We start from the raw sequence: 20,159 nt of genomic DNA on the forward strand, positions 1-20,159 counted from the left end.
GTTCAGCGAGCCACCATCGGCAGCGTGGGTGTCAGGCGGGTGCGGGTGAAATCTGCGAACGACAAGCCGTTGTCGGCAAGCAGCGCCTCGCCAAGCTGTTGCGCGCAACGCCCCTCGGTGCCCGGCGTCATGCGCCATTCGTGCAGCCGGTTGGTAAATAGGCCCAGTGCGTGTTCTTCGGTGATGCCGATGGCGCCATGCACCGCGTGGGCAGTGGAGACCCCGCGCGCGGCGGCCTCGCAGGCGCGCAGCTTGGCGGTGGCCGCGTGCAGCGGGTCCGGCAGCATCGCGGCCGAGCAGCCCATCCGCGCCGCAACGGCGGCCGAGCACGCGTCCTCCGTCAATACGGCCAGTTGCTGCTGCACCGCCTGGAATTGGCCGATCGCCTTGCCGAATTGCCTGCGGTCTCCGGCGTAGGCAACGCTGAGTGCCAGCACCCGGGCCAGCGCGCCCGCCATGGCGGCGGCGTGCACGGCATTGCAGATGGTCTCAGCGCTGGTGCCATGGCGCGGAAAGCGGGTGACTGCCAGCGACGCGCCAGTCCAGCGCAGCGAGGCGGAGGCATGCGGACGGAACGCGCCCGCCGTGCTCGCTGCCGCGTCCACCGGCAGCAGCAGCCACTCGTCGCAGGCTTCGGCCAACACATGGCCAGCCAGCGCAGCGCCCGGGACTTCGGTGCAGGCCAGTTCGCCGCTCTCGGAGAGGGTCGCTCTTGCCATGGCGATACAACTGCCGTCCGGTCGCCAGCCTGCCTGCGCCAGCAGCGCGCGCGCCACCATGGTTTCGCCGAACGGGTGATTCAAGCCCGCGTGGCCGGCCGCGATCAACAAGGAACAGGCATCGTCCAACGTGAGGCCAACGCCGCCTTGCTCGACGCCGACCAGCGCATCGGTGAAGCCAAGCGCGTCCACCTCCGCCCACAGCGCGTCGGCCTCGGCGCCGTCATCCGCACCGCCTTCGATGGCGCGCAGGCGCGTGTCGGCGCACAGCCCGGCTAGCGCGCGATCAAATTCGTCGGAAATGGCATCAGTCATGTTTGTTCCAGTCGATATCAGGTCGGTGCATGTGTCAGCGCAGCCCAAGCCCGCGCGCGATGATGCCGCGCAGGATTTCACGCGTGCCGCCCCGCAGCGAGTAGGACGGAGAGAGCTGCATCACGTAGGCCAGCGTGCGCATGAGCGCGGCGGACGGCAGCGTGCCGGCGGCATCGAGGGCCTCGCCAATCCAGCCTGGCACGCGTTGTTCGAACTCGGTGCCGAGGTCCTTGACCAGCGCGGCCTCGAGATCGGGGCGCTCGCCCTTGTCGAGCTTGGCGGCCACCGCCAGCGACATGCTGCGCAAGACGGCCAGCCGGCCCGCCATGCGACCGGCGATGGCAACCGCGGTGGGATGCAGGCTGCCCGAGGCGCGGAACTCGTCGAGCCAGGTCTGCGCCAGCACGATGCTGGAGTAGATCCGCTCGGGGCCACTGCGCTCGAATGCGAGTTCGGCGGTGACCTGCTTCCAGCCGTCGCCCTCGTTGCCGACCAGTGCGTGTTCGGTAAGCTGGACGTCCTCGAACAGGACTTCGCAGAAATGCGCGTCGCCCGAAATGTCCTGGATCGGTCGGACGACGACGCCCGGGAGCGACAGGTCGATCAACACCTGCGACAGCCCCTTGTGGCGGTCCTCCGGCGTGCCGGAGGTGCGTACCAGCGCGATCATGTAGTGGGAGCGGTGTGCATTGGTTGTCCAGACCTTGCGGCCGTTGAGCAGCCAGCCATGATTGTTGCGCGTGGCGCGTGTCCGCACGCTGGCCAAGTCGGAGCCGGTGTCGGGCTCGCTCATGCCGATCGCGACGAATGCTTCGCCGCGCACGATCTTCGGTATCAGCATCTGGCGCTGGGCTTCCGAGCCGAAGCGCAATATGAGCGGCGCGGTTTGCCGGTCTGCGATCCAGTGGGCCGTGACCGGCGCGCCGGCCATGAGTAGTTCCTCGAGAAGTACGAAACGGGCGAATCCGCTGCGGCCCGCGCCGCCATACTCCTCTGGCAGCGTGAGGCCAATCCAGCCCTGCCTGGCAAGGGCCTGACTGAAGGCGGCGTCGAAGCCCAGCCACGAGCGGGCACGCATGTCGGGGGACATCTCGCGCAGATAGTCTTGCAGGAACGCGCGAACGGGGGCGCGTAGCGCTTCATCCTCGGGTGGGATGGAGGCCAGTGACAGTGCGGGAAAGACTGGATTCAAATTGGCACCCATGTGGAGTACAAGATGGAAGCAGGTAGTGGGCCTGGCATCGCGGCGTCGAACTGTATGATTCTTCTTCCGTGCAAGGCAATTCGTCCAATACCGGTTTCAGACCCCGCGATACACAGCGCGTATTGGTCGGTCACGCATTGCTCTCACCTCTTACTCCTCACCCCTTACGCGATATCAATGGAGCTCCGCCAACTCAAGCAGGTCATTGCCCTGGCCGAAACCCTCAACTTCCATCGTGCAGCCGAGCTGCTGCACATGGCACAGCCGCCCCTCTCCACATCGATTAAGAAACTGGAGGAAGAGCTTGGCGTGATGCTGTTCGAGCGCTTGCCATCGGGGTTGAAGCTGACGCCTTCGGGCGAGGCGGTGGTGCGCAACGCGCGCCGCACGATGTTCTTCGCCGACGAGGTGAAACGCGCGGCGCGTGAGGGTGAGACAGGGGAGCAGGGGCTGCTGAAGGTGGGCTTCGTGGGCTCCGCGAGCTATTCGATGATGCCGCACATCATCCGGCAGTTCCGCCGGCGCTACCCGCGCGTGGACCTAGTGATCGAGGAGTCCACAACCGTGGAACTGCTCCGGCGTGTGGAGAGCCACACACTTGATGTCGCGCTGGTGCGATTTCCGGTGCTGGTGCCCACCGAGGCCGAGCTGTCGCTGTTGCAGAAAGACGTGATGGTGCTTGCGGTTCCCGCTGATTCGGCACTGGCTGACCGCAAGAGTATCTCGCTGCGCGACGCGGCCGACGAGCCGTTCATCGTCTATTCGCGGACAATGGTGCCGACCATGTACGCGCTCACCATGCACGCGTTCAACGAGGCCGGCATCCACCCGCGCATCGCTCAGGAGGCGGTGCAGGTCCAGACGCTGCTGAGCCTGGTGGAGTGCGGCCTGGGTGTGGCGCTGGTGCCATCGCAGGCGGCCAGGTACGCTGGGGACAACGTGCGCCTGCTGGCCCTCGACGACGTGCCGGGCACCATGAACGTCGCGATTGCGCTTGCCACGCTCCCCGATGCGCTCACGCCGGCCGCGCGCAGGTTTATCGCACTCGCGCACGAGGCGGTGGCCGCGGGGAGCGTGGCGGCCTGATGGCCTGATTGGCGCCCGTCACTCCACGGGGATGTTTGCTGCCTTGACGATCTCGCGGGTGGCCTCGATTTCCTTGACCTGGAAATCGCGCAACTGTGCCGGCGTGCCGGTAAACAAGATGCCGCCGAGGTTGTTGATGAACGCCGCGCCCTCTGGACTGTTCATTGCCTTGCGCACGAGCGCCGACAGCTTGTCGACGATATTGGCCGGCGTGTTGGCTGGCGCGAAGACACCGGTCCACGCATAGGCCTCGTAACCGGTGGTACCCGATTCCGACACCGTCGGCGTGTCGGGCAGGTCTTTCAGGCGCGTGTCGCTTCCCACTGCCAGCGCGCGGAGCTTGTCACCTTTGATCAGCGGCAGCACGGCGCTGATTTCCGCGATGGAGTAGTCCACATTGCCACCAGCAAGGTCGTTGATCGCGGGCGAGGTGCCCTTGTACTGGATTGGGTTGGCTTTGATGCCGTTGCGATGATGAAACCGCTCCATCGCCACCTGGTACGTCGGTGTGCCGCTGGCGTAGTTGAGCCGACCCGGTGCGCGCTTCGCTGCGGCAACCAGGTCCTGCAGCGTCTTGAACGGCGAGTTTGCCGGCACGACCAGCACCATCGGAAACCGCGCGATGCTCGCTACCGGCGCGAAGCTCTTCACCGGGTCGTACGGAAGCTTGCTGAACACGGCGGCATTCGTGACCATCGGCGAATTGCTCGCGACGAAAATGGTGTAGCCGTCGGGCGCCGCCTCGGCCACGGCCCGAGCCGCGATGAAGCTGTTGGCGCCGGGCCGGTTCTCCACCACGAACGGCTGGCCCAGTTCCTTCGAGAGCGTTTGCGAGATGAAGCGCGCGGTGGTATCGGCGCCGCTGCCTGGCGGTAGCGACACGATGACCTTGACGGCATGGTCTGGCCACGCGGCGTACGCGGGTGTCACGGTTGCGGCAAGCAGCGCCACGCCGGCGGTTGCGCCGGCCAGCACGGTTTTCAGGATAGCCACGGGTTGTCTCCTCTCTCTCGTTTTGTTGGTTGATGCGGGTGCAGTGCTATTCACGTTCGACACCGGCGGCGCGGGCGGCCTGTTCCCAGCGCCCGATCTCGGTCTTGAGGTAGGCCTGGAACGCCGTTGGCGTGGAGCCTTTCAACTCCACGCCCATCGGGGTGAACTGGCTCACCAGCGCGGGGTCGCGCGTGGCTTCCACCAGCGCGGCGTTCCAGCGCTGCACCACGCTGCCGGGTGCATGGGCTGGCAGGAAGATGCCGTGCCAAGTTGGAGCAACGAAGCTTGGCATGACCGTGGCGTCGAGCGTGGGCACGCCGGGCAGCGCGGGCAGCGTCTCCTTGCTGGTGAGCGCGAGGGCACGTACGCGGTTGTCCTTGATGTACGGAAGTGCGGAGCTGACCGCGTCGAGCATGAACTGCGTACGGCCGCCGATGAGGTCGGTCATGGCCGGAGCGGTTCCCTTGTATGGCACGTGCGTCGCCTCCAGCTTAGTGGCCCGCAGGAAGAGCGCCACGGCCAGGTGCGTGATGTTGCCGACGCCGCCGGTGCCGTAGCTGAGCTGGTTCGGCCTGGCCTTCAGGTAGGCGATGAACTCCTGGACGTTCCGCACGGGCAACTGGTTGTTGACCATCAGCACGGCAGGTATGACCGCGGCCAGCCCGACCGGCGCGAAGCCGCCGAGCGGATCGTAGCCAAGCTTCGTGTAGAGCGCCGGGCTGATCGCGAATCCCGAGGAATGGTACAGCGCCGTGTAGCCGTCCGGCGACGCTCCGGCTACGAATTCGCAGGCGATGTTGCCGCTCGCGCCGGTGCGATTCTCCACGACCACCTGTTGCCCGAATCGCTGCGACATCTTCGCGGCCAGCGCGCGTGCCACCACGTCGGTGGGGCCGCCGGCGGCGTAGGGCAGCACCATCCGGATCGGCTTCGTGGGCCAGCCGGGAGGCTCGCTCGCGAGGGCACGCAGCGGGGTGGCCATGGCTCCGAATGCCGGCAAGGCTGCCAGCGCGAGGCGACGTTTTCGGTCCATCGTGTCTCCTATGTCTTGTGGTGATGCACGTGCTGAATTGGCGCTGCTTCTCGTTGGGCAGGTTTGCCGGAACTACTTTGACAGCCGCTGCAACGCGCTGTCGAGCGCCGAGTCGTGCTCCGCCGTGTGGTGGGCCAGCGCCTGGAAGGCGGCCGACATCTCCAGCAGCGTATCCAGCCGGGTGTGTTGTCCTTCACGGATCAAGCGCTTGGTCATGCGCAGCGCCGGCCCGGAATTCACGGCGATGCGGCGCGCCAGTTCCAGCGCGGCGGGCATCAGTTCGGCGTCCGGCACGACCCGCGAGACCATGCCCCATGCCAGGGCCTGCTGGGCATTGATGGGGTCGCCGGTAAACGACATCTCGCACGCCCGCGACATGCCCACCACGCGCGGCAGCAGCCAGGCGCCGCCGTCGCCGGGTGTGAGCCCCAGCTTGACGAAGCTTTCGGCGAATACCGCGCGCTCTCCGGCAATGCGGATGTCGCACATGCACGTGAGGTCGTTTCCGGCGCCATAGGCGGGACCATTGACGGCGGCGATGACGGGTACCTCCAGGTTGTACAGCGCGAGCGGAATCCGCTGAATGCTGTCGCGGTAGGCATAGCGGCTCATCGACGGCTCGCCGAGGCCGCTGCCCATGGTGTCGCGAATCGTCTTCAGGTTGCCACCGGACGAAAACGCCGGGCCAGCGCCAGTCAGGATCATCACGCGTACCGAGAGGTCGCTGTTCATCGCTTCGCAACACGCGACGAACGCGCTGGCCACGTCATCGTCGGACAGTGCATTGCGCGTTTCGGGTCGGTTCATCGTGACGATGGCGATAGGTCCTTCGCGGTCGATCTGCAGAAAGTCGCTCATGTTCGTTTTCAGTGGTCTTCCAGGGTGGCCGTTGGTCAATACGATTTCGGCAGACCGAGCACCTTCTCGGCGATGAAGCACAGAATCAGATGCGGGCTGATCGGCGCGATGCGCGGGACGTACGATTCGCGCAGGTAACGCTCGACGTGGTATTCCTTCGCGTAGCCAAAGCCGCCGTGCGTCATGACGGCCGTCTCGCACGCCTTGTGGCAGGCCTCGGCGGCAAGGTACTTGGCGGCGTTGGCTTGCGCGCCGCAGTTCTCGCCACGGTCGAACAGGTGGGCCGCGTTACGCATCATCAGGTCTGCCGCTTCCAGTTCCATCCAGCACTGGGCCAGCGGGTGCTGGATACCCTGATTCTGGCCAATCGGCCGGTTGAACACCACACGTTCCTTCGCGTATTGCGTGGCGCGCCGCAGCGCGACCCGGCCCAGGCCGATGGCTTCCGCAGCAACCAGGATGCGCTCGGCGTTCATGCCGTGCAGGATGTAATGGAACCCCTTGCCTTCCTCGCCAATGCGGTCCTCCAGCGGTACCTTCAGGTTGTCGATGAACACCTGGTTGGTGTCCACCGCCTTGCGTCCCATCTTGTCGATCTCGCGGGTCTCAATGTGGTTGCGGTCAAGGTCCGTATAGAAGAGTGAAAGCCCGTCGGTCTTGCTCCGGATCTTGTCGAGCGGCGTGGTACGGGCCAGGATCAGGATTTTCTCCACCGTGCTTGCCGTGGAGATGAAGGTCTTCGCGCCATCGAGAACGTAGTGGTCGCCCCGGCGCTCGGCACGGAGTTTGAGTTGCGTGGTGTTCAGCCCTGTGTCGGGCTCGGTGACGGCGAAGCAGGCGCGGTCGGTGCCGGCAATCAGCGGCGGCAGCATCCTGTGCTTTTGCGCCTCCGTGCCGAACATCACCACCGGGCTCAGGCCGAAGATGTTCATGTGGACCGCCGAGGCACCGCTCATGCCGGCGCCCGACTCGGCGATGGCCTGCATCATGACGGCGGCTTCGGCGATGCCCAGACCGGAGCCGCCGTAGGCTTCGGGAATTGCGATACCGAGCCAGCCAGCAGCGGCCAGCGCCTCGTGGAAGTCGGCGGGGAAGCCGCCCAAGCGGTCTTTTTCCAGCCAGTAGTCGGCGTCGAAGCGCGCGCAAACCTTGAGGATGGCGTCGCGTATTTCCTGTTGCTGCGGGGTTGGCTGGAACATGTCTCGATGTCTTTTTTCGATGGGCGGAGTTGCGCGGTCAGGCGCCGCGGTCCAGCGACGTCACGCCGTTGGCAGCCAGCGCCGCGATGTGCGTGTCGTCGTAGCCTGCTTCACGAAGCACTTCGGCGCTGTGCTGTCCGAAGCGCGGGGCGTGCCGCGACATTTCGGGGGGCGTGCGCGACCAGGTCGAGCCCGAGGCCATCTGGCGTGTCTTGCCTTCGCTGGGGTGATCCATCACCTGGAAGAACCCCACGGCATTCAGGTGCTCATCCGCGAGCAGCGACTCCATGGTGTTCATCTTCATGACGGGGATATCGACCTGTTCGAGCAGTTCGAGCCATTCGGCGGTAGTGCGGGTGAGCATCACCTCGGCCACCATCCGGTACAACGCGTGAATGTTCTCGGTACGCTTGCCGATGGTGGCGAAGCGCGGGTCCGTCTCCATCAGGTCCGGCTGGCCGATCAAGGTGAAGAATGTCTTCCACTGCTTGTCGTTGTAGACCAGCACACAGACATGGCCATCACGGGTCTGGTAGGGCTTGCGGTGTTCGTTGAGCAGGCGGGCGTAGCCTGGTGGGCCCAGCGGGGGCTCGAAGGTGGTGCCCGCCATATGGTCGCCAAGCACGAACGCGGCCATGGTCTCGAACATGGGAATGTCGATGCGCTGGCCCACGCCGGAGCGTTCCCGGTGGAAGAGGGCGGCGCTTACGGCATTGGCGGCGCTCATGCCGACAATGCGGTCCGCCATGGCGAGTGGCGCATAGCGCGGCACGTCGCTGCCGGCCAGCAGCGAGAGTGTGGGAATGCCCGCGGCACCCTGGATCAGATCGTCGTAGGCCGGCTTGGCGGCATACGGTCCGCCCTGGCCATACCCGTAGACGCCGGCGTAGATCAGGCGCGGGTTGATGGCGGCCAGCGTCTCATAGTCCAGCCCGAGGCGCGCGATGGCCTGCGGGCGCACGTTGTAGATGAAGACGTCGGCGGTTTCCACCAGCTTGAGCAGCGCGGCCTTGCCTTCGGGATGCTTCAGGTCGAGCACAACGCTGCGCTTGTTGCGGTTGCAGTGAAGGAAGATGCCGGACATGCCATCGTGCCGGGATGCGCCGATCGTGCGGACATTGTCGCCCGAGGGCGACTCCACCTTGATGACGTCGGCACCGAGATCGCCGAGGATCTGCGTGGCGTAGGGCCCCATGAGTACGGTCGTCACATCGACGACTCGTACTCCGGAAAGCGGTCCGCTCATGATTGACTCCAGTTGGGTTCTCATCCGTGAAGGATGCTACGGACCAACCGAGCGCTCGGATAATACTTTGTTGATGTCGCCTGATACTTGATCCGTATCGGGCGGTTCCATTTGCCCCGACTGCGGTACTACAGGTCTATTCACAGCACATTGTTGCCGCAATGAAGCACGTGCGTCGGGCGCGTCCCGGAGAAGTCAGGCTGACATCGACCGGGATCCCTACTCAATGCCTAGGTAAAGTATGCCGATTGGCATCATTCGTCGGCCTTTGCGCCGGAGCGATGCACGATCTCCGCCCACTTCTTGCCCTCGGAGACGTTGTACCGCGCGAAATCCGCCGGCGAGGACCCGACGGGTTCGGCGCCCATGTCGGCGTACTGCTGGCGCACGTCAGGGCGCTTCAGCGCGGCAGCGGCATTCGCCGCCAGCTTTTCGACGATCGGAGCCGGCGTGCCGCGCGGCGCCCACAGGCCATACCACGTGCTGATGTCGAAGCCCGGCAGGCCCGATTCGGCGACGGTGGGCACGTCTGGCAGGGCGCTGGCGCGGTGCGCGGTGGTCACCGCCACCGCCCGCAGCTTGCCCGACTTGATAAACGGCATGGCCGACGGCATCGAATCGAACATCAGCTGGATCTGTCCGCCCATCAGGTCGGTCAATGCCGGCGCGCTGCCTTTGTAAGGCACATGCTGCATCGGCACCTTGGCCGCCAGCTTGAATGATTCGCCAGCCAGTTGCTGTGCCGATGCATTACCGGCCGAGCCGAAGTTGAGCGCGCCACCCTGGCGCTTGGCGTACGCGATCAGGTCCTGCACGGTCCTGACCGGCGAATCGTTGTTGACCACCAGTACAAGCGGCACCTCGGCCAGTTGCGTGATCGGAACGAAGTCCTTGAACGCGTCGTAGCGCATCTTGGAGTAGATGCTCGGGTTGATCACGTGCAGCGAGGCATTGGCCAGGATCGTGTAGCCATCGGGCGTAGCGCGTGCGACTGCTTCCGCGCCGATCATGCCGCTGGCCCCGGGCTTGTTGTCGACGACAACGCTCTGGCCCATGCTCTCGCCCATCTTGACCGCGACCACCCGCGCAAGGAGGTCGGTCGGTCCGCCGGCGGGGTAGGGCAAGACCATCCGCACCGGATGTTGTGGAAACGTCTGCGCGGACCCAACGGCGGGCAGCATGGCGAAGGCCGTTCCCACGACTGCCAGCGCAACATGCAGCCGTGACCATGCCGGCTTCTTTGTAGATGGATGATTCATGTCTCTGTCTCCTTGATTTTTATTGCCACCTTGCCAACAACCTTGCGGGATTCCAGCGCGGCGAGGGCATCCCCCAGGCCGGTGATGGGATAGACAGCGGACACGGTCGGCTCCAGCTTCCCTTCCGCAGCCCACTGAAACAGGGTGGACATGACCTGCTGCAACGCCGGGGCGTGCTCGGCGCGCTCGTCGGACGGCGTCCAGCCGATGTATCGGCCGAAGAAGAAGCCGTGCAGCGTCAGGTTCTTGACCAGCAGCAGATTGACCGGCGCCTGCGGGATGGACCCGCTGGCAAAGCCGATGCTGAGAATGCGCGCGTTTGGCGCTGCCGCGCGCAGCGCCTGGCCGAACAGGTCGCCGCCGACCGGGTCCACCACCACATCCGCGCCACGGCCACCGGTGAGTGCCTTGGCTTGCGCGGCGAGGTCCTGAGGCGCAACCGCGTGCGTGGCCCCGCGGCGCAGCGCGTCGGCGCGTTTTGCCTCGGTGCTGGCGCAGGCAATCACGGTCGCCCCAAGTTGCCGCCCGATCTCCACCGCCGCGAGTCCGACACCAGCGCCAGCGCCGAGCACCAGCATGGTGTCCTGCGGCGTCAGCGCGCAACGCCAGACCAGGCCGCAATAGGCGGTGCCGTACGAGAGCGGGATCGGCAGCGCGGCCTTCGGCGGCAGCGAGTCGGGGACAGGGTAGACGGTGTACTCAGGTACCGTGAATCGCTCCGCGTAGCAGCCCCAGTCGGCAATGGCTACGACCCGGTCACCTGGGCGCAGCCGCGTGACGGCCTTGCCGCAGGCCACCACGCGCCCCACCGCTTCCGTGCCGGGCACGAATGGCAGCGGCGGGCGGCGCTGATACTGGCCGGCGATCATCAGGCCGGTGGCATGGCTGACGCTGGCGAACTCCACTTCGATCGTGACCGCATGGGGGTCGGCCAGGGCGGGCTCGGACACGGTCGCAAGTTCCACATCCTCGACGCCGCCGAACTGCTTGCATACGAGCGCCTTCATCATGCCATCGCCTTCGCCGACGAGAGAGCTGCCTGTCGCACCACGCCTAGCCGCAACCATTCGTCGATGGCGTGGCTGCCGAAACCGGCCTCCTGCAGCAACTGCACGGTGTGTTCGCCATTCTCGGGGGCTGGCCCGGCGGGCCGCCGCATGTCCCGGGCCGGGATCCCGGCGAAGGGCAGAGCGCCCAGCCCCGGTTGTTCGATCGACTGGAATGTCTGCCGGTGCGCCGCCTGCGGGTGCTGCAGCACGTCGGCATAGCTGCGGACCGGGGCGTGAAGCACGTCGTGGCGGCTCAACTGTTCCTGCCACGCACTGGTAGTGCGCGTGACGATGATGTCGCCGACCTGCCGGTTCAGCAGCGCCGCGTGTTCCATGCGACTGGCGTTGTTGACGAAGCGCGGGTCAGCCAGCCAATCGTCGCGGTCGAGGGCGTGACAGAGCTTGGCGAACTGCGCATCGTTCAGGGCCAGCAGCGTCACACTGCCGTCACGGGTGGCAAAGACCCCGTTGGGCGCGCTGACCGGGCCGGCAATGGCCTGGCCCGCGATGGCGTGCTCGAGGAGATTGTTGGCCTGCAGCGCGCAGCAGGCGTCAAACAGATTCAGTTCGACATGACCGCCGCGCCCGGTGCGGTACCGCCGGCACAAGGCAGCGGCGCAGGCCTGGGCCGCGTAGAGGCCGGTGGCGGCGTCCGCCAGCAACATGCCGATGCGGCGGGGCGTTCCGTCGACGCCACGGTTCGCGAACATCAACCCGCTGTCGGCCTGCATCACCGAGTCGGACGCCGGGTAGTCGGCGTAGGGGCCATCCGGGCCGTAGCCGCTGATCGAGACATAGACCAGTTCGGGGCGCAGCGCCGCCAGCGCGGCATGGCCCACGCCAAGCCGATCCGCTACCTGCGGGCGAAAGTTCTGTACCACCACGTCGGCCTGCAGCGCCAGCTGGCGCAGGACATCCCTGCCAGCTTCGACCGTGGCGTCCACGCAGATGCTGCGTTTGCCGCCGTTGTACGCAATGCTCAGCGCGCTCGTATCACCGCGCACGACCCCGACCTTGCGCCCCCAGTCTCCGGACGGCGGCTCGACCTTGATGATCTCCGCGCCCTGCTGCCAGAGGATATGCGCGCAGTACGGGCCGGCGATGCCCTGGCTGATGTCCAGCACACGCAGGCCGGCAAAAGGCAGGTCGGGCAGATCGAGCAGGCCGGGCAGGCCGTCATCGGTTGGATGGGTGGGGGCAAGGGCATTCGGCATGGGCGGTTCGGCATGATTTAGCGCGATGCCTATGCTAGGGTTACGCCTCCGCCGTGACAATCCATCGTTTTGTGCCAGTGGTGTTGACTCATGATTGACAATAGCTTGGACCTCAACCTAGTGCGGCTGTTCGTGACGATGGTGGAATCGCGCACGTTGACGGCGGCTGCCGAGCGCAGTGGCATGACCCGCTCCAATGTGTCCCGCCGTCTGAAGGTGCTTGAACAGCACCTCGGCGCCCAGCTGATGCGCAGGACGACCCGGCACGTCGAGCTGACGGAGGCCGGGCAACTGCTCTACGCCCACGCACTGCGGATGCTCGACGAACTGCAATCGGCCAAGACCGCGATCGACAGCCTCGGCACGGTGGTGCGTGGCGACGTGCGCATCCGCCTGCCGACCGGGCTCGGCCACCTCTACCTGACGCCGCTGCTGCTGGAGTTCGCCCGTATCTATCCGCAGATTTCGCTGCGCGTGGTCATCAACGACAACATCGGCGACCTGATTTCCGCGGAGGTCGACATGGCGCTGAAAATCACGTCCCAACCGCCAGATGACCACGTGGCGCGACGCATCTGCGACGTTGGCTGGTGCCTGTGCGCGACGCCGTCTTTCCTGGGCAGCCGTGGCCCGATCCTGAGCGTGGCCGATCTGGAGAGCTGCGACATGATCGCGCCCGCATCGCTGGGCCGACGCTTCACGCTCAAGGTGTGGATGGCAGGCACCCCGACGACCTTGCGCGTGTCACCACGTATCCAGTCCGGCGACTATCCGTTCCTGCTGGAATCGATGATTGGAGGCCTTGGCGTGGCACTGCTGCCGCGCTATGCCGTCTGGCGGCAACTCCAGACAGGACAGGTCCGCGAGGTGCTCGCCGAATGCGAGGCGGAGGGCGTGGGGGACAGCGTTTACATGCTGACGGCATCGAATCGCTACCCGACGCTGGCGACCCGCACGCTGATGGATTTCATCCGCGTGCATCTGGAGCGGCAGGCGGAGAGTTGGCGGCGGAGTGGCAATCCGCAGGTGATGTCGGCGTAGCCGACATGGTGGGAATGGCCGAGCAGATGTGGCGCTCCCAATCCCCCTACCGCCGCTGCGCCAACCAGATCCCCGCCCCGATACAAACAAGGCCCATCCCGTGATACCAATGCGGCGACTCGCCCAGCAGAACGGTGGAAAGCACGGCCGCGAATAGCGGCGTGAGGGTGATGAAGAAAACCGGCAATTGCGCCCCAGCGCGCGAGATGGCGCGATCCCAGACGAAATACGCCAGTAGCGACGGCACGGTGCCCACATACAGCAGGATCCACGCGACCTTGCTGTTCCACTGCAGGGGTTCCGTCAGCCGGCCGAGTTCCCACGCGGCGACGGGAATGCTGGCGATGACGCCTGCCACGATCTGCGCAAACAGAAGTACCGGCAGCGGCAGGTCGGGGCGGTGCTTGCGCAGTAGCCAGGTGTAGAAACTCCAGGTGATTGTCGCGGCGATCATGTACAGATCGCCTGGCACGAATTCGAGATGGGCCAGCCGCTCAGGCTCGCCGCGCATCAGCACGAACGATACGCCCAGCAGGCAGAGCAGGGCGCCCGCCACATGCCACGGCCGGAACCGCTCATGGAAAAAGCAGGCGCCGATCAGCAGCAAAAAGAGCGGGGTGGATGCGCCGATCAGGGTGACGTTGATCGGCGTGGAGGTGGTGAGCGCCAGATACTGGAACGCGTTATAGCTGGCGATCGACAACAGGCCCATGGTGGCGAGCATGGCGAGATGCTGTCGCAGCGCGGCGCGATGCGTCATGACGCCCCGCCACGCGTAGGGGGCCAGCAGCAATGCCGCGATTATCCAGCGCACAAGATTCAGCGTGATCGGTGGCACGGTGCCCGCGGCGAGGCGTCCGACGATGGCATTTCCGGCCCAGGCCAGCGGCGGGAATGTCAGCAGGAACAAAGTGGTCGCGTCGATGCGGGTGGTCTTCATCTTGTGAGAGAGCGCGGCTGACGGGCCCCGCGAGTGAACGGGACAGAGACGTTGCGGGAGCCGGCAATATACGTCCGATACGGTGATCCGTGTTGTATCGGACGGTAGCCATCATGGGTACTCCCGCTCGGAGAGCGCTGGCCGGGATGAGGTCGGGCGGCGCAGTATACTTCCCGCCTTTGTCACACCACTCAGGATTCCCCATGAGCGCATTGCCCGCCTGCCCGAACTGTCATTCCGAATACACCTACGAGGATGGCGGCCTCTTTATCTGCCCGGAATGCGCGCATGAATGGTCGGCGCAGGCGTCCGCGCCGGCCGAGGCGGAAGTCAGGGTCCATCGCGATTCGGCGGGCAACGTGCTGCAGGATGGGGATACCGTCACCGTTATCAAGGATCTCAAGCTGAAGGGATCTGCCGGCACGATCAAGATGGGTACCAAGGTGAAGAGCATCCGCCTGGTCGATGGCGATCACGATATCGATTGCAAGATCGACGGCTTTGGCGCCATGAGCCTGAAATCGGAGTTCGTCCGGAAGGTGTGACGGCCTACGGATTCCGTTCCGGGGCAGCGGCTGAGCCCACCTATCCGCCTCCGGAATGATGCCCCGGCGCCTTGCTCAATAGATGCGTCCTCTGGTCCGCGCTGAGCGACAGGTGCCGCTCGTAGTGCCGCAGGATGTCGGCAATGATTTCCTCGTCGCGCAGATACTGTATGTCGTAGCCCTCGCGGCCATCCTCGAAGAACGTGATTGGCTCGAAGACATGAGCGCGGCGATTCTCGGGTTCCGCCGCTTCGCGCACCAGGAACGCGGGCAGGGCGCGGCGGACAGGCCGGGCGCCGTAGAGGAAGTCGCGCACGCCCTCGAACGGAATGGACAGCCAGACGGCGCCATCGGCTTCGTTGTGCTGCACGCTTGATGCAATACCGCGGCGTTCCAGCTCCTTGCTGACTTCCCGCATGGCGGCCTGCACCGGGCCGGCAAGGAAGCGGCGCACGTCGGTCTCGGTGGATTGATGGACGATTTGCGTCAACCGGCGGCGCCAGTGCTGGCCGCTCCAGAACGTCGTGGCTGGCGCAAGCTCCTGCGAGTAGTGCGCGCGGTCGGCAAGCAGGCCGAGCCAGAGCCCATAGCAGAGCGCCATCATGATGATGGCGACCGGCAGGGCGGCCACCAGCGTCATCGCCTGCAATGCCTTGAGCCCGCCGGCCACCATCAGGACAGCAGCCGTGATGCCCAGCACGAGCGCCCAGAACAGCCGTTGCCAGACGGGCGAGTTGGCCGCGCCTCGTGACGCGATGGTGTCGATCACGAAGGCGCCCGAGTCCGCGGAGGTGACGAAGAACACCGCGATCAGCACGATGGCCAGCGCGGCCAGACCCTTGGCAAGTGGAAAGAACTCAAAGAAGCGGAACAGCAGCGCGTCGACGTTGCCGGCTGTCTGGGCTAGCGCACCCATGGCCTGATGGGTGTCGATCCAGATCGCCGTATTGCCAAAGACCGTCATCCACAGCAGGTTGAACGCCGTCGGCACAAGCAGCACGCCAAGCACGAACTGACGAATGGTGCGCCCGCGAGAAATCCGCGCGATGAACATGCCGACGAACGGGGACCACGAGATCCACCACGCCCAGTAGAGAATCGTCCAGCCGCCATACCAGCCGGACTCTTGCGGGGGTACGTAGGCATAGGTGCGGAACGACAGGCCGACGATGTTCGACAGATAGTTGCCGATGTTGTCGGTCAGCGCATCGAACAGAAAGCTGGTCGGCCCCTCCACGAGGATAAAGAGCAGTAGCAGGATGGCCAGCATCAGGTTCAGTTCGCTCAGTCGGCGAACGCCTTTGTCGAGGCCCGATGCTGCCGAAATGCCGGCCAGGGTAATCACCACTGCGACCAGGCCGATCCGGAAGCCGGCCGATTCCGTTTCCCAGCCCGCTACCTGATGCAGGCCGGCGCTCAGTTGCAGCACGCCATAGCCGAGCGTCGTTGCGATGCCCGCGATGGTGCCGACCAGCGCGAAGGCATCCACCGCGTGGCCGGCTGGCCCCTCGATGCGATGCCGCAATACGGGGTACAGGCCGGACCGCATGGTCAGGGGCAGGTTGTAGCGGAATCCGAAGTAGGCCAGCACCAGACCCATCACGCCATAGACGGCCCACGCATGAAACCCCCAGTGAAAGAAGGTCATGAGCATCGCCTCGCGTGCCGCGAGCGGGGTTCCGCCCTGGACTGTGGGTGGCTTCAGATAGTGTTGCATCGGCTCGCCAACGCCGAAGTACATCAAGCCGATGCCCATGCCTGCGGCGAACAGCATGGCGGTCCAGGACAGGAAGCTGAACTCGGGCTCGGCATTGTCCGGCCCGAGGCGGATGTCGCCGAAACGGCTGGCTGCAAGCAACAGCAGGAAAAGGAGGAAGCTGGTGACGGCCAGGGTATAGAACCACCCGAAACGCAGTGTGACCCAGGCTTGGGCGACGGAGAATGCCTGGTCGGCGATCTTCGGATACACGCCACAAAGCACAAGCAGACCGCCGATGATCAGGAGGGATGGCACCACGACCTGTTTGCTGAGCGTGGTGCGAAGCCAGCCGGACGAGGATTGGGCCGCTGGCTCGGGATCAGATGTGTCCGATGGGGACGCCTTGGGGTCAGGAACTTGCGCTTGCGCCATCGAGGACTGGTCAGGCGCGGCGCGATCGTTTGGGCGTGGTGTCATGACATCCACCTGAGGGCGGCAACACGCCCATTATCGATCACATGCCGCCAACGCGATATGCGAGGGCCACGATAATGGGCCCAAGCACCGGCAGCATCACGTTGGCGATGGCATACGTCACCGTGTAGCCGAGCAGCGGCACCGAACTCTGGCTGGCGGCCAGCACCGCGCTAATCGCCGGCGTGCTGACGTGCTGCCCCGCGATGGCGCCAACCAGCAGTGGACCCTGGATTTTCAGGAACTTGTGGCCGATCCAGAGTGACATGCAAGCCGGCGTCAGCGACACGGCCAGGCCGACGAGCGGCAGCACGGCGCCATGCTCGCGAATCAGCGTGACCGCATCAGGTCCGGCGGACAAGCCGACGCAGGCCACGAACATCGCCAGTCCCAGGTCTTTCAGCAATTGGACCGCGGCGCTTGGCATGTCGCCCACGCCGGGCCGTTTGAAATTGATCCAGCCGAAGACAAGACCGCTGAGCAGCGCGCCGCCGCCGCTGCCGAGCGAGATCGGGATGCCGGCTGCCTTCAGGGTGACGCTGCCGATCAAGAGGCCAATCAGGATGCCCGCGCACAGGAAGACGAGTTCGGTGGTATCGGTGGTGCGCAGATCCCTGCCCAGGTTGCGGGCCGCTGAGGTCAGTGTCGGTTCCACGCCCACCAGGCTCACCCGGTCGCCATGCTGCAGGCGTGTGGCGGGCGTGATCGGCAGGCTCATGCCGGATCGAACGATCTGCTGGACCCAGACGTAGCGGAGATGTTGCTGGGCGGCTTCCCGGCCGAGTTCGGCCAGCGAGCGGCCATTGACAGCGGGATTGTTGACGATCACCTGGTGCTCTTCGAGCCGCAGCACGTCGGACTGGCTCAACGGCAACGACACCTCCTGGCCAATCACCTCGCGAGCCGAGACGAGTTTGTCGCGCACGCCGATCAGCGCCACGATGTCGTCCCGTTCTATGGTCAGATCAGGCACCGACTCCATGAGCTTGCCGTCGCGCACCAGCCCCATCACCAGTGTCCGCCCGCCAAGCGCGGTTTCCAGTTGGCGCACGGTCAAACCGGCCGCATGTTCCACGCGGTGAGCACGTCCCACCAGGCGGGGCAGCACCGGCTGCGTGGCGACGTCATCGTCGGAGGCGGCCTGCAGTTCCTTGGCCAGTTCGCTCGATGCCTCGCGCAGGTTGAAGCGAAGCAGGAAGGGGGCCACCTGGCTGGTGAAGAACACGATGCTGATCAGGCCGACGAGGTAGGTCAGCGTATAGGCCGTGGCGATGTTCGATTGCATCCGGGCCAGTTCTGTCGGGACCAGGTTCAGATGCTTGAGCGCCTCCGCAGCCGTGCCGACCACTGCGGATTCCGTCGCCGCGCCGGCTGCGAGGCCCGCCGCCGTGCCAGGGTCCAGGTCCAGCATTCGCACGGCCACCAGCACGATTGCCAGCACCACGAACGCTTCGATGAGCGGCAGGACCATGAACCGCAGGCTGGAGCGGTTCAGGTTCGCGAAGAACTGCGGCCCGCCCGAATATCCCATCGCGAAAATGAAGAGCGCGAAGGCAACGTCCTTCAGCTCGCCGTGCATCTGGCACCCGGTCTGCCCGACAAGCAGCGCCACGATCAGCGTGCCGCAGACACCGCCGAGCACGATCGGGCCGACGCGAAGCTTGCCGATGGCGTAGCCAAGGCCGACGGTGATGAACAGCACCGCCGTGGGCATCTGGTTGAAGAATCCGATCGAGCATTGCATGGGCGGGAGATCCTGTAGACACGAGGGTCGTGCGCAAACGCCTGCGGATACCGGAGGATCCTGACTCGCGGCCAGGGCTGTGGCTGGCACCCCCTGGCAAGGCCGGACTCCCCCAGTCTCGGCAGCATATCAACGCGAGTATCGGCAACCCGGAGGTCGGGCGCCATTGGCACAAAGGGTAATCCCGCTGCCGTTCTGTCTACTTGGTCTGGCGAAGCTGGCGCTCGCCCACATCGTCGCCAACAAGGTCGAAGCGGCTTACCACCGCGCCGACCCGTTGGTACAGCGGTGGCCGATGATGGAAGGGTGGTCGAAACACGACATGGCGAATCAATAACCCGTGCGCCAACGCCCCTTAAGGGTTAAACAATGTTGGCGATTTCAACGCTCAGGGCCATTGAACGCCCTGAACTTCTTCACGTCTGCCACCTTGTAGAACAATTTCAACGTGGCCCCCTTCGATGGGGAGATACGACCTGCAAAGGCCGATCTTACAAATGCGGCGCTGCCATTGCCATTGCTTTCCATCACACAAACATATTGCTGCCCGTGCTGGCGCAGCACCGCAAAGGCCGCAAGGCTCGGCTGTTCAACGCTCGTCGGCTGAAACGTTCCAAGGGCGACCGCACGCTTGATGTAGCCGCGACGTGAGCCGACGAAAACATAGTCAGTGTTGCCGTGCTTACTGGTTGCATAGCCAACCCGAAGCTTGTTGTTATCACTGGCGGGCGTAAACAACTGATAACCAGGCACCGTAATATCATCTATCAGTTGCGCCTCCCCTTCAATTGGAGTGATGGAAACTGAAGAATCAGTAGGTTTGTCGACTAGCAGGCAGCTATCGATGACCGCATCGGGCACCTGTTCAGCATGGGCGAAAGCGGAAAACATCAAAAGGAAGGTCAGAATGACGGTGCGTATCATTTGTACTCCTTCGCACGAGTGACTGTGAGCCAGTCCCGACCATAACGCCAGAAAATCGTGCCGCCCACGCCTGCGGTAGATTCATAGACCCACGAGTAGCGACCGACCTCTTGCTGCTCATTCTTTACATGCCCATCTACCTTCTTCTTTACATTCTTATACAGAATTTTCGTCTTCCCTGAGTCGCTGATTCCATAGATGTTGTGGGCGGGATTCGTGATATGGATTCCAAACTTTACCTTCTCGTGATTCTTGTAGTTTGACTTGATGTCTGCCCCATCCCAAAAATACGCGCCATTCGAGTAGTCAGTACCCCCTGCAAAGGCACTTCTTGCGGCCTTGACTGCATCAGACATGGCCGGACTTTTCTCAATGTCCTTCTCCGTGGCCCGCATTAACCTAGCGTAACGCACGTTGCCATCTGTTCTCACAAACGAAAAATTCTTGTCCTTCGATGTGAAGGCTTCGATGGTCGAATAGCCCCGGGCCTTCATTTGGCGAAGCCGGCGCTCGCCCACACCGTCGCCGACCTGTTGATACAGCGGTGGCCGATGATGGAAGGGCGGTCGAGCATGTCCTACGGGACTGAATTGCTTGTGTACCAATCTGGCTGGCGC

The 20,159-nt window shown here is 64.7% G+C and carries 18 protein-coding genes; 3 read left to right on the forward strand and 15 right to left on the reverse strand.

The window, feature by feature from the left end; translation table 11 throughout:
* Positions 1 to 2: 2 nt before the first annotated feature.
* Together RN01_RS01200 and RN01_RS01205 are read right to left on the reverse strand one after the other, a co-directional pair.
* The gene (locus RN01_RS01200) at positions 3 to 1,034 is read right to left on the reverse strand and encodes an acyl-CoA dehydrogenase family protein (protein WP_017511863.1); all 1,032 of its coding nucleotides are present in this window, start codon (positions 1,032 to 1,034) and stop codon (positions 3 to 5) included.
* A gap of 34 nt (positions 1,035 to 1,068) precedes the next feature.
* Positions 1,069 to 2,238, reverse strand: a complete 1,170-nt coding sequence (locus tag RN01_RS01205; RefSeq protein WP_017511862.1) for an acyl-CoA dehydrogenase family protein — start codon at positions 2,236 to 2,238, stop codon at positions 1,069 to 1,071.
* Between the two features lie 177 nt (positions 2,239 to 2,415).
* Here RN01_RS01205 and RN01_RS01210 point away from each other — a divergent pair, with 177 nt between their 5' ends.
* A complete protein-coding gene (locus RN01_RS01210) occupies positions 2,416 to 3,324 on the forward strand; it encodes a LysR family transcriptional regulator (RefSeq protein WP_017511861.1) in 909 nt (302 codons plus the stop codon).
* Between the two features lie 18 nt (positions 3,325 to 3,342).
* On the opposite strand, the gene RN01_RS01215 is transcribed toward RN01_RS01210, so the two are convergent.
* From RN01_RS01215 to RN01_RS01250, 8 genes are all read right to left on the reverse strand, one after another.
* Entirely contained in the window at positions 3,343 to 4,311 is a 969-nt protein-coding gene (locus tag RN01_RS01215) for a tripartite tricarboxylate transporter substrate binding protein (protein WP_051068957.1), read from the reverse strand.
* 52 nt (positions 4,312 to 4,363) lie between these two features.
* Complete coding sequence (locus RN01_RS01220; RefSeq protein ID WP_017511859.1) at positions 4,364 to 5,350, reverse strand: tripartite tricarboxylate transporter substrate binding protein; 987 nt, start codon at positions 5,348 to 5,350, stop codon at positions 4,364 to 4,366.
* 72 nt (positions 5,351 to 5,422) lie between these two features.
* Complete coding sequence (locus RN01_RS01225; protein WP_017511858.1) at positions 5,423 to 6,208, reverse strand: crotonase/enoyl-CoA hydratase family protein; 786 nt, start codon at positions 6,206 to 6,208, stop codon at positions 5,423 to 5,425.
* A 35-nt stretch (positions 6,209 to 6,243) separates the two neighbouring features.
* A complete protein-coding gene (locus RN01_RS01230; RefSeq protein ID WP_017511857.1) occupies positions 6,244 to 7,407 on the reverse strand; it encodes an acyl-CoA dehydrogenase family protein in 1,164 nt (387 codons plus the stop codon).
* Positions 7,408 to 7,444: 37 nt separating this feature from the next.
* Positions 7,445 to 8,653, reverse strand: a complete 1,209-nt coding sequence (locus tag RN01_RS01235) for a CaiB/BaiF CoA-transferase family protein (protein WP_024570193.1) — start codon at positions 8,651 to 8,653, stop codon at positions 7,445 to 7,447.
* A 254-nt stretch (positions 8,654 to 8,907) separates the two neighbouring features.
* A complete protein-coding gene (locus tag RN01_RS01240) occupies positions 8,908 to 9,912 on the reverse strand; it encodes a tripartite tricarboxylate transporter substrate binding protein (protein WP_017511855.1) in 1,005 nt (334 codons plus the stop codon).
* A complete protein-coding gene (locus tag RN01_RS01245; RefSeq protein ID WP_017511854.1) occupies positions 9,909 to 10,919 on the reverse strand; it encodes an NADPH:quinone oxidoreductase family protein in 1,011 nt (336 codons plus the stop codon). Before RN01_RS01245 ends, RN01_RS01240 begins: the two co-directional genes overlap by 4 nt.
* A complete protein-coding gene (locus RN01_RS01250) occupies positions 10,919 to 12,175 on the reverse strand; it encodes a CaiB/BaiF CoA-transferase family protein (protein ID WP_024570194.1) in 1,257 nt (418 codons plus the stop codon). The genes RN01_RS01245 and RN01_RS01250 overlap by 1 nt, the downstream gene beginning before the upstream one ends.
* A 90-nt stretch (positions 12,176 to 12,265) precedes the next feature.
* Between RN01_RS01250 and RN01_RS01255 the strand changes: the two genes are divergently transcribed.
* Positions 12,266 to 13,216, forward strand: a complete 951-nt coding sequence (locus RN01_RS01255) for a LysR family transcriptional regulator (RefSeq protein ID WP_017515707.1) — start codon at positions 12,266 to 12,268, stop codon at positions 13,214 to 13,216.
* Between the two features lie 46 nt (positions 13,217 to 13,262).
* On the opposite strand, the gene RN01_RS01260 is transcribed toward RN01_RS01255, so the two are convergent.
* On the reverse strand, positions 13,263 to 14,156 hold the full coding sequence (locus RN01_RS01260) for a DMT family transporter (protein WP_024570195.1): 894 nt from the start codon (positions 14,154 to 14,156) through the stop codon (positions 13,263 to 13,265).
* A 203-nt stretch (positions 14,157 to 14,359) separates the two neighbouring features.
* Between RN01_RS01260 and RN01_RS01265 the strand changes: the two genes are divergently transcribed.
* A complete protein-coding gene (locus RN01_RS01265; RefSeq protein ID WP_017514809.1) occupies positions 14,360 to 14,701 on the forward strand; it encodes a zinc ribbon domain-containing protein YjdM in 342 nt (113 codons plus the stop codon).
* 40 nt (positions 14,702 to 14,741) lie between these two features.
* Here RN01_RS01265 and RN01_RS01270 read toward each other — a convergent pair whose 3' ends face one another.
* The 4 genes from RN01_RS01270 to RN01_RS01285 form a co-directional block, all read right to left on the reverse strand.
* On the reverse strand, positions 14,742 to 16,832 hold the full coding sequence (locus RN01_RS01270) for a BCCT family transporter (RefSeq protein ID WP_369799812.1): 2,091 nt from the start codon (positions 16,830 to 16,832) through the stop codon (positions 14,742 to 14,744).
* A gap of 82 nt (positions 16,833 to 16,914) precedes the next feature.
* Positions 16,915 to 18,618, reverse strand: coding sequence for an aspartate-alanine antiporter (gene aspT / locus RN01_RS01275; protein WP_008641419.1), 1,704 nt, complete (start codon positions 18,616 to 18,618; stop codon positions 16,915 to 16,917).
* Positions 18,619 to 18,999: 381 nt separating this feature from the next.
* Positions 19,000 to 19,542, reverse strand: coding sequence for a hypothetical protein (locus RN01_RS01280; RefSeq protein WP_017515177.1), 543 nt, complete (start codon positions 19,540 to 19,542; stop codon positions 19,000 to 19,002).
* Complete coding sequence (locus RN01_RS01285; protein ID WP_017515178.1) at positions 19,539 to 20,036, reverse strand: hypothetical protein; 498 nt, start codon at positions 20,034 to 20,036, stop codon at positions 19,539 to 19,541. The genes RN01_RS01280 and RN01_RS01285 overlap by 4 nt, the downstream gene beginning before the upstream one ends.
* Positions 20,037 to 20,159 lie beyond the last annotated feature (123 nt).

The organism is Cupriavidus sp. SHE (assembly GCF_000812445.1).
GTDB classification, from domain to species: Bacteria; Pseudomonadota; Gammaproteobacteria; order Burkholderiales; family Burkholderiaceae; genus Cupriavidus; species Cupriavidus metallidurans.

Bases quoted from the DNA above. Each gene is read 5' to 3' on its own strand.
- RN01_RS01200 (WP_017511863.1), bottom strand. From the start codon at position 1,034: ATGACTGATGCCATTTCCGACGAATTTGATCGCGCGCTAGCCGGGCTG.
- RN01_RS01220 (WP_017511859.1), bottom strand. From the start codon at position 5,350: ATGGACCGAAAACGTCGCCTCGCGCTGGCAGCCTTGCCGGCATTCGGA.
- RN01_RS01205 (WP_017511862.1), bottom strand. From the start codon at position 2,238: ATGGGTGCCAATTTGAATCCAGTCTTTCCCGCACTGTCACTGGCCTCC.
- RN01_RS01280 (WP_017515177.1), bottom strand. From the start codon at position 19,542: ATGATACGCACCGTCATTCTGACCTTCCTTTTGATGTTTTCCGCTTTC.
- RN01_RS01250 (WP_024570194.1), bottom strand. From the start codon at position 12,175: ATGCCGAATGCCCTTGCCCCCACCCATCCAACCGATGACGGCCTGCCC.
- RN01_RS01230 (WP_017511857.1), bottom strand. From the start codon at position 7,407: ATGTTCCAGCCAACCCCGCAGCAACAGGAAATACGCGACGCCATCCTC.
- RN01_RS01240 (WP_017511855.1), bottom strand. From the start codon at position 9,912: ATGAATCATCCATCTACAAAGAAGCCGGCATGGTCACGGCTGCATGTT.
- RN01_RS01260 (WP_024570195.1), bottom strand. From the start codon at position 14,156: ATGAAGACCACCCGCATCGACGCGACCACTTTGTTCCTGCTGACATTC.
- RN01_RS01225 (WP_017511858.1), bottom strand. From the start codon at position 6,208: ATGAGCGACTTTCTGCAGATCGACCGCGAAGGACCTATCGCCATCGTC.
- RN01_RS01270 (WP_369799812.1), bottom strand. From the start codon at position 16,832: ATGGCGCAAGCGCAAGTTCCTGACCCCAAGGCGTCCCCATCGGACACA.
- RN01_RS01245 (WP_017511854.1), bottom strand. From the start codon at position 10,919: ATGAAGGCGCTCGTATGCAAGCAGTTCGGCGGCGTCGAGGATGTGGAA.
- aspT (WP_008641419.1), bottom strand. From the start codon at position 18,618: ATGCAATGCTCGATCGGATTCTTCAACCAGATGCCCACGGCGGTGCTG.
- RN01_RS01210 (WP_017511861.1), top strand. From the start codon at position 2,416: ATGGAGCTCCGCCAACTCAAGCAGGTCATTGCCCTGGCCGAAACCCTC.
- RN01_RS01255 (WP_017515707.1), top strand. From the start codon at position 12,266: ATGATTGACAATAGCTTGGACCTCAACCTAGTGCGGCTGTTCGTGACG.
- RN01_RS01285 (WP_017515178.1), bottom strand. From the start codon at position 20,036: ATGAAGGCCCGGGGCTATTCGACCATCGAAGCCTTCACATCGAAGGAC.
- RN01_RS01265 (WP_017514809.1), top strand. From the start codon at position 14,360: ATGAGCGCATTGCCCGCCTGCCCGAACTGTCATTCCGAATACACCTAC.
- RN01_RS01235 (WP_024570193.1), bottom strand. From the start codon at position 8,653: ATGAGCGGACCGCTTTCCGGAGTACGAGTCGTCGATGTGACGACCGTA.